This window comes from Zarconia navalis LEGE 11467 (assembly GCF_015207075.1).
Taxonomy (GTDB): domain Bacteria; phylum Cyanobacteriota; class Cyanobacteriia; order Cyanobacteriales; family Geitlerinemataceae; genus Zarconia; species Zarconia navalis.
In genome coordinates this window covers 1-7,322 of record NZ_JADEXN010000256.1, presented here as the reverse complement: position 1 = coordinate 7,322, position 7,322 = coordinate 1, and the positions used below count along the sequence as shown (strand labels likewise).

Genomic DNA, 7,322 nt, shown 5'->3' with positions numbered 1-7,322 from the left:
GAATAATCTCGAAGATGTCGTCGGCGGCCACATTTGGGTCGGACTTTTGTGCTTTGGCGGTGGATTGTGGCACATCAAATCCGAACCTGGTGGGATGTCTGGCGGCGGCGACGTTGGTTCTGATTGCTTCTTTATGCCTTTCGGCTTACGGAACGGTCACTTTTGGTGGCAGTAAAACAGCCGTTGGTGAGTTACCCAAAAACTTGCAAACCGCAGAAGCCTGGAGTTTGTTTAGCGGTGGTTTCTGCGTGGGTGGAATTGGCGGCACGATTTTTGCCTACCTGATTTTGAACAATTTAGACGTTCTTCGTCAAAGCATTCAATTTTTGGGATAGGCGTGACGATTCGCCAAAACCCACCTTTAGTTTTCTTGCCAGACACCGTGGGTTTCGATCGAACCTTGTGGTTTTTCATCCTTTGTGTTTATGGGTTTTTCTTCAGATGGGAAACCTCGGGTGTCTGGTTTTTGTCTTGATGTTCTTTTTGCCTTCGAGCAATTCCTAGATTATGTCTTTCGATCGCGTTCTAATCTGGTTACCCCCAATTATTTGCTTTGCTTCAATTTGGGGTTTATTGAGTTTATTTGTTTGGAGTGCTTGGCAAGCCCTTCGCCAAGGAACAGTTCATCTCAAACGACTTCATGCTATTCCTTGCGATCGCTGCGTTTATTTTACCGGAGACTTCCGACTTAAATGCACCGTTCGCCCCGTCGAAGCGATGACTGAAGATGCACTGGGATGTCGAGATTTTGAGCCGATTTCCAAACCCATTCCCCAACGAGATCCGCAGAAGTCTTGTGGGACTTGCTCGAAGTGCAATTGTTCGATCTCGAAAGCGAAACCAACTTGTGCGACGGCTTCAAAAGCTAGTCGCTTGTAATCGTAAACTTTGTCAATTTAATTTGGAGAAATTATCATGTCTAAAATTGGTCTTTTTTTCGGCAGCACTACTGGAAAAACTGAAGCCATCGCAGAGATGATTCAGGAAATGCTAGGTGAAGATGTCGTCACGCTGCACAATATGGCAGATGTTGAAGATGTCAGCGAACTGGATGCTTACGAGAACCTAATTGTTGCATCTCCCACGTGGAATATTGGCGACTTGCAAGATGATTGGGAAGCGCTCTACGACGATTTGGATAATCTCGACTTCAGTGGTAAAACCGTCGCCTATTTCGGAACAGGCGACCAAATTGGGTATTCGGAAAACTTCATGGATGCCGTTGGGATTTTGGAGGAAAAGATTTCCGAAAAAGGTGGAAAAACTATCGGCTGTTGGTCGGTAGAGGGCTACGATTTTGAGGAGTCGAAAGCTTTGAAAAATGGTAAGTTTGTCGGTTTGGCGATCGATGATGACAATCAATCGGAACTGACGGAAGAGCGGGTCAGCGCCTGGGTGTCTCAAATCAAATCGGAGTTTGGCGTATAACTCTCGATCGATTGTTGAGAACTCTTGGGTTAAAGATAGGTTCAACTGACAAAACACCGGTCAATTTTAAAGCGAATTAAGTTAGATCGATCGGTATTCAAACACAACACAAGGTTTTTAGGTTTGAATATCGATCGTCTAACGGAAAGCAAAAACAATAAAGCATTAACAAGATATAAGTAATAAGCAATGGAAAACCATCGCTGTTTTTTATTGCTTGAATACAAAATAAATCAATAAAACACTCTTTTTATTTGTTGCTAAAAATACAAAAAGTTATTGCTATAATAGTAAGCAAGAATATAAACTGAAAACATTAAAAAGATATGCGTTCAGATAAAATAATGAATCAATATCCAAATATACTATGGCTAAATACGAGTTTTAATTTTGCCGAATTCGATCGACAGCTCATCGATCGAATATCTTCAAAATCATCTTTAGGCGTTTGGCAATATCGACAAAATCCCGATGAAGGCTGTTCTCTCGACATCGCCGTTAGACTTTTACATCACTATCTCGCATTATGCCCTCGTCCAATTCATTTAATCGGTCATAGTACTGCCGGTTTAGTCGGTTTATTATACGCCCGAAAATATCCCCAATCTGTTAAATCGTTAACGCTTTTATCTGTTGGCGTTCATCCAGCAGTTGATTGGCAAGCCCATTACTACGTTCAGCGGCAACTGTTATCCTGCGATCGCAAAATTGTGCTGCATCAAATGGTTCACAACTTATTTGGAAATCAACCTAAAGAAAAATGTTATAAACTCGTCGAAATGCTCGAAGAAGACTTGGAATTTTCTCCTTCCCCTCATTCTTTATATCAAAGATTTTCGATCGCTCCCCAAACCGTTCCCGTTCCCTTACTCGTATGCGGCGTACAAAATGATGTTGTCATCGATCGAAACCAACTTCACGGCTGGTCGAAATACTTGAAAGGGGGCGATCGTCTGTGGGTTGGCGATGATGGTCGTCATTTCTTTCACCACTTTTATCCGGATAAAGTAGAATCTCAAATCACTCAGTTTTGGGAATCATTGCCCGACAAAGCCAATTTTGAAATCTTAGTTTAGAATCTCACCAACGAGAATAAGCCTTTATCATTTCATCCAATCGCCATGCAACTCCTAACCCCACCCTCGAACTTTTATAAACCCTCCTTGCAGTACTTCAAACGTCGAGATACGATTCCTCTGAACAGTAGAGGACTTTGGCAAATCGAACGAGGTGCGATCCGAACGTTAACCTGGAACGAACAAGGCAAAATTATCACCCTGGGAATCTGGGGAAAAGGCGATCTTGTCGGTCAGCCACTCTCGGAAATTGCCCCCTACGAAGTTGAATGCTTGAGTTCTGTTTCCGCAATCTTAATTCCGTGCGATCGTTGGTATTTACTGGTTGATTCTCTTCTCGAACACGCTCGTCAAGCGGGCGTTTTTACCACGATTCTTCGTTGCGAACCCGTTCGCGATCGCGTGCGGTATTTTCTCCATTGGCTAGCCCAGAAATTCGGACATCGAGTCACTTACGGAAAACTAATTGCCGTTCGTCTTTCTCACCAATGCATTGCCGAAGTGCTTGGAACCTCTCGCGTCACCGTCACCCGCATCCTCAAACAGCTAGAAGCCGAAGGAACCATCGTGCGGGATCGGCGCGATTTAATTTGGCGAGAAGAGGAACCTATCCCGAAACCCCCACTGGAAGGGAACTGGGGTTGACGGAAGATTGAGTCGTGCCGTTTCGTTTCAATTTTGGTATCGAGACGCGCTATCCCAAAATCTTCGGCTTAACTGGAGTTGAGAAAACACGATCCCTGAAGCCGAATCATAACTCAAGTTGCTCAACTCTTGGGCAACTTTCGAGAATCGATCGAACGGATAGACGCTCAGTTCAAAAACTTACAGACTCAAGTCAATTATTCTACAATTTACCTCAAATCAGAAGCCCCTATCGCCTCTATTCCGGAACTCGATTGCCCATTAAATTTACAAATTAAAGAAACTTGGGAAAGTTCCACCTATGCTGCCAAAAATATGATGTTTAGATTGCTAAAAACAGGCATTTAGTTGCTAAGTTTTAGTCCTTACTTTTTCCTTATTGCTGTCGGGTTTGACGGCTGCAAGCGATTTCAGAATTCGAGAGGATGAGGTTAAATTGGTCACAGAGATAAAGGGTCAAAGCTGACGGTCAAGAGCTAATATCTAAATGCTTACAATTTCGATCGTAAATTTCAGCCCGAACCAGACTTTCTACAATTACCCTGCCTACAGTTGGCTAGACTTCATGAGATTGAGAACCCCTATCTTACTCATTACTTATTACTCATGACTCATGACTTAATTTCCCCTTATACTGGAAAAAGTCCTTGCCAAGTCGCCCTGCCCAATGCCTCTCTCCGACCGGTTTACAGAAGCGCTAACCTATGCAACTCAACTCCATGCCGAGCAAATTCGCAAAGGTTCGGGAGTTCCCTATGTGGCGCATTTGTTGGGAGTCAGCAGTACGGCGTTAGAATATGGTGCAGATGAAGACGAGGCGATCGCGGCCTTGCTGCACGATGCGATCGAAGACCAAGGAGGAATCGAGACGCGGGACGAAATTCGCCGCCGATTCGGCGATCGAGTCACAGAAATTGTCGAGGGATGTACCGATGCCTACACGGAACCCAAACCCCCGTGGCGACCGCGAAAAGAAGCTTATATCGCTCGAATTCCCACCGCGTCTAAATCCGTGCGATTGGTCGTCGCGGCTGATAAACTGTACAATGCCCGCTCGATTTTAAAAGACTATCGAGTCTTGGGCGAATCCCTCTGGGAGCAGTTTACCGGGCGTAAAGAAGGAAGTCTCTGGTATTACCGAACTGTTGTTGAGACCCTGCGAACCGTTGAATCTCACCCCCTGGTAGACGAACTCGATCGCGTGGTGTCCCAAATCGAAGGATTGGCAAGCGATCGATCTGCTTCCCCCAACCCAAAATCCGATCGCGATCGCGTCTGAAATCGGTAAAGTTTCTAAATTTTTTCTGTAAATCGGCGCCGCCGGGGCGATCGAGTTTTTTCCATGGGTAATTACCCTACATATAGGATCGCTTAGACTTTTTTTGTAGTCTTAAACACTACCCATAGAGCTTAACCTTGTCGTAAACTGGTCTGAGTCAGAATCTATATCATCCACAGAATCGCCGAATATGTCACCGACCCTATCGATCGCCGCTACTTCTCCAACTCAGACGAAAATTCAGGTGATTCGTCGGGATGGTTCCCCCACCCCGCTGGATATATCTCGAATTCGTGCTGTGGTCGAATGGGCCTGTGCGGGAAAAGAAGCCAACCCTATCACCCTAGAAGCCGGACTGACCACTCGCTTGCGCCATGGCGTTACCACGCGGGATATTCAGGATAATCTGATAAACTGCGCCTTGGAAATGTGCAGCCCCACAGAACCCGACTGGCGCTACGTGGCGGGACGGCTGCATATCTGGAACTTGTGGAAAGATACCCAGGTTGCGCGGGGAAAACGGGATGCGAGTACTCCCGGAACGCATTTATATCAAGATTACGCCCAAGAAGCAATCGCCAAAGTTCGATCGGGCCACTACAACGATCGCCTCCTCACCTATACCGTCGAAGAACTTGAAGAAGCCGGTTCCTGGATCGATCCCAACTGGGATATCGACTACGACTATGCCGGGGCGGTATTACTCACCAAACGTTACCTGTTGCCCAACGAACTCCCCCAGGAAGCCTTACTCACCTGTGCGTTGCTGCTGGCATCCGTTGAAACCCCCCAAGACCGCCTGATTTGGGCGCGTCAGTTCTACGAAGCGATCGCCCGCCGCAAAATCTCTCTCGCCACGCCGATTCTGGCCAATCTGAGGGTTCCCAAGGGTTCGCTGTCGTCCTGTTTTATTGCAGCCATGGACGATAACTTAGAAAGTATTTTTGAAACCATTACCGATACGGCCCGAATTTCCAAAAACGGTGGCGGCGTTGGGGTGAACGTCAGCCGGATTCGCGCCACCGGAAGCTGGGTGATGGAAAAAGCGAACGCCTCGGGCGGGGTGATTCCCTGGATTAAGCTGCTCAACGATACGGCAATCGCCGTGAACCAGGGGGGCCGCCGCGCCGGGGCCGTCACCGTCAGTTTGGATATCTGGCATCTGGACGTACCGGAATTTTTGGAATGCCAAACGGAAAATGGCGACAGGCGGCGCAAGGCTTACGATATTTTCCCCCAGTTGGTGATTAGCGATGAATTTATGCGGCGAGTGGTGGCAGCACAGGAGTGGACGCTCGTCGATCCTTACGAAGTGCGGGTGAAATTTGGCGTAGAGTTATCGGCACTTTGGGGAGAAAAGTTCGAGGAACTCTACCAAAAGATTGAGAGAAGTTTGGGGCAAGAAATTACCTTATATAAGAAAATTAGCGCCCGCGAACTGTTTAAAGAAATCATGCGATCGCAGGTGGAAACGGGGATGCCTTACCTGTGGTTTAAGGATACTTCCAATCGTGCTAATCCCAACCAACACGAAGGTTACATTCCTGGTGGGAATTTATGTCAGGAGAGCTGGTCGAATGTGACCCCCCACAAATTCGCCCATACTTGCAATTTAGATTCCCTGAATTTAGCGAATTTAGAAGTCTCGGAATTGCCGCAAATTTGCGACACTGCGGTGCGAATTTTGGACAATACCATCGAACTTACCTCGCCTCCTTTTGAAGCCAGCGCCGCCCATAACGAGCGCTATCGGACGATTGGTGTTGGGGCGATGGGACTGGCAGATTGGTTGGCAAAACATCGCATCTCCTACAGCAATTTAGAGGCGATCGATAATTTGTTTGAAGACATTGGCTACCATTGCACTCGTGCCTCCATGGAACTATCAAAAGAACGCGGTGCGTATCCGGCTTTTGCGGGTAGTGAATGGAGTAAAGGTCATTTAATTGGAGCAAAACCGGTTGAGTGGTTTTCGGACAATGCCAATGAAAAAGAGCGCTGGCAAACCTTGAGCGAAGATATCCAAAAACACGGCATCAGAAATTCTCATATTACGGCGATCGCACCCAATACTTCTTCGTCTTTGGTGCAAGGATGTACCGCTAGTATTTTGCCCGTTTACAGCCGCTTTTTCTACGATAAATGGGCAAAAGGAACCGTCCCCATCGCCCCGCCATTTATTCGCGATAGCTTCTGGTTCTATCCCGAAAATAAAACCATCGACCAAAAAATTGTCATTAAAGCCGTTGCCAAAATGCAACAGTGGATCGATACGGGAATTTCCATGGAGATTCTGTTTAATCTCAATCAAGGAGTGTATTTTCCAGAAAACCCCGATCGGGCAATTAAGGCAAAAGATATTTTCGAGACTTTAGTGTTGGCATGGCAAGAAGGATGTAAGGCAATTTATTACGTGCGAACCGTCCAAAAAGATGACTTTAAAGAGTCTGGAGATGGTTGTGTTGCCTGTGCTAATTAAAAACCCATAAGAATGCGGTAGTGGTGTGGCATGGTTAAAGCTGTTGGACGTAATCGCACAGCAAGTCAGGTAATTTGGCATTTCACCACTGAGGATGCATGAAAAAAATTAAAGCATCTTTATCCTATTTTTGAAGAAATTGAGTCTTCCAGCTCTATTGGATCGTTTTAACCATGCCACGCCACTACCCTTGAATTATCCCTTAACGATCGGGCCGAAATCTGCCAGAACTCGCGCGTGGTTGCGCAGCAATCCTAATAGGTTTAAGCGATTTTGTTTGATATCCGGATTAGAATCCATCACCAAAACGCTATCATCTCCATCGAAAAATCGACTGACGGTGGGAGAAATTTCTGCTAAAGCATCCACCAATTGTTGGTAATTTCGATTCTTTTTAGCTGCTTCCGTACGGGGA

At 46.3% G+C, this 7,322-nt stretch carries 9 protein-coding genes; 8 read left to right on the top strand and 1 reads right to left on the bottom strand.

The features are described from left to right. Window positions 1-59 precede the first annotated feature (59 nt). From IQ235_RS13910 to IQ235_RS13880, 8 genes are all read left to right on the top strand, one after another. Window positions 60-335 carry a photosystem I reaction center subunit XI gene (locus IQ235_RS13910; RefSeq protein ID WP_405196678.1) on the top strand — a complete coding sequence of 92 codons (276 nt, stop codon included), beginning with the start codon at window positions 60-62 and terminating at the stop codon, window positions 333-335. A 172-nt stretch (window positions 336-507) separates the two neighbouring features. Next, window positions 508-879, top strand: coding sequence for a hypothetical protein (locus tag IQ235_RS13905; RefSeq protein ID WP_264322050.1), 372 nt, complete (start codon window positions 508-510; stop codon window positions 877-879). 36 nt (window positions 880-915) lie between these two features. After that, window positions 916-1,428, top strand: coding sequence for a flavodoxin FldA (fldA, locus tag IQ235_RS13900; RefSeq protein WP_264322049.1), 513 nt, complete (start codon window positions 916-918; stop codon window positions 1,426-1,428). 344 nt (window positions 1,429-1,772) lie between these two features. Further along, on the top strand, window positions 1,773-2,504 hold the full coding sequence (locus IQ235_RS13895) for an alpha/beta fold hydrolase (protein WP_264322048.1): 732 nt from the start codon (window positions 1,773-1,775) through the stop codon (window positions 2,502-2,504). A 45-nt stretch (window positions 2,505-2,549) separates the two neighbouring features. Continuing rightward, entirely contained in the window at window positions 2,550-3,149 is a 600-nt protein-coding gene (locus IQ235_RS13890; protein WP_264322047.1) for a Crp/Fnr family transcriptional regulator, read from the top strand. 105 nt (window positions 3,150-3,254) lie between these two features. Beyond that, window positions 3,255-3,497, top strand: a complete 243-nt coding sequence (locus IQ235_RS18935) for a DUF4349 domain-containing protein (RefSeq protein ID WP_405196677.1) — start codon at window positions 3,255-3,257, stop codon at window positions 3,495-3,497. Window positions 3,498-3,816: 319 nt separating this feature from the next. Continuing rightward, window positions 3,817-4,428, top strand: a complete 612-nt coding sequence (locus IQ235_RS13885; protein ID WP_264322046.1) for an HD domain-containing protein — start codon at window positions 3,817-3,819, stop codon at window positions 4,426-4,428. 190 nt (window positions 4,429-4,618) lie between these two features. Next, window positions 4,619-6,907 carry a ribonucleoside-diphosphate reductase subunit alpha gene (locus tag IQ235_RS13880; RefSeq protein ID WP_264322045.1) on the top strand — a complete coding sequence of 763 codons (2,289 nt, stop codon included), beginning with the start codon at window positions 4,619-4,621 and terminating at the stop codon, window positions 6,905-6,907. Window positions 6,908-7,102: 195 nt separating this feature from the next. Here IQ235_RS13880 and IQ235_RS13875 read toward each other — a convergent pair. Next, window positions 7,103-7,322: DALR anticodon-binding domain-containing protein (locus IQ235_RS13875; protein WP_264322044.1), on the bottom strand; the 220-nt coding region annotated here is incomplete at its 5' end.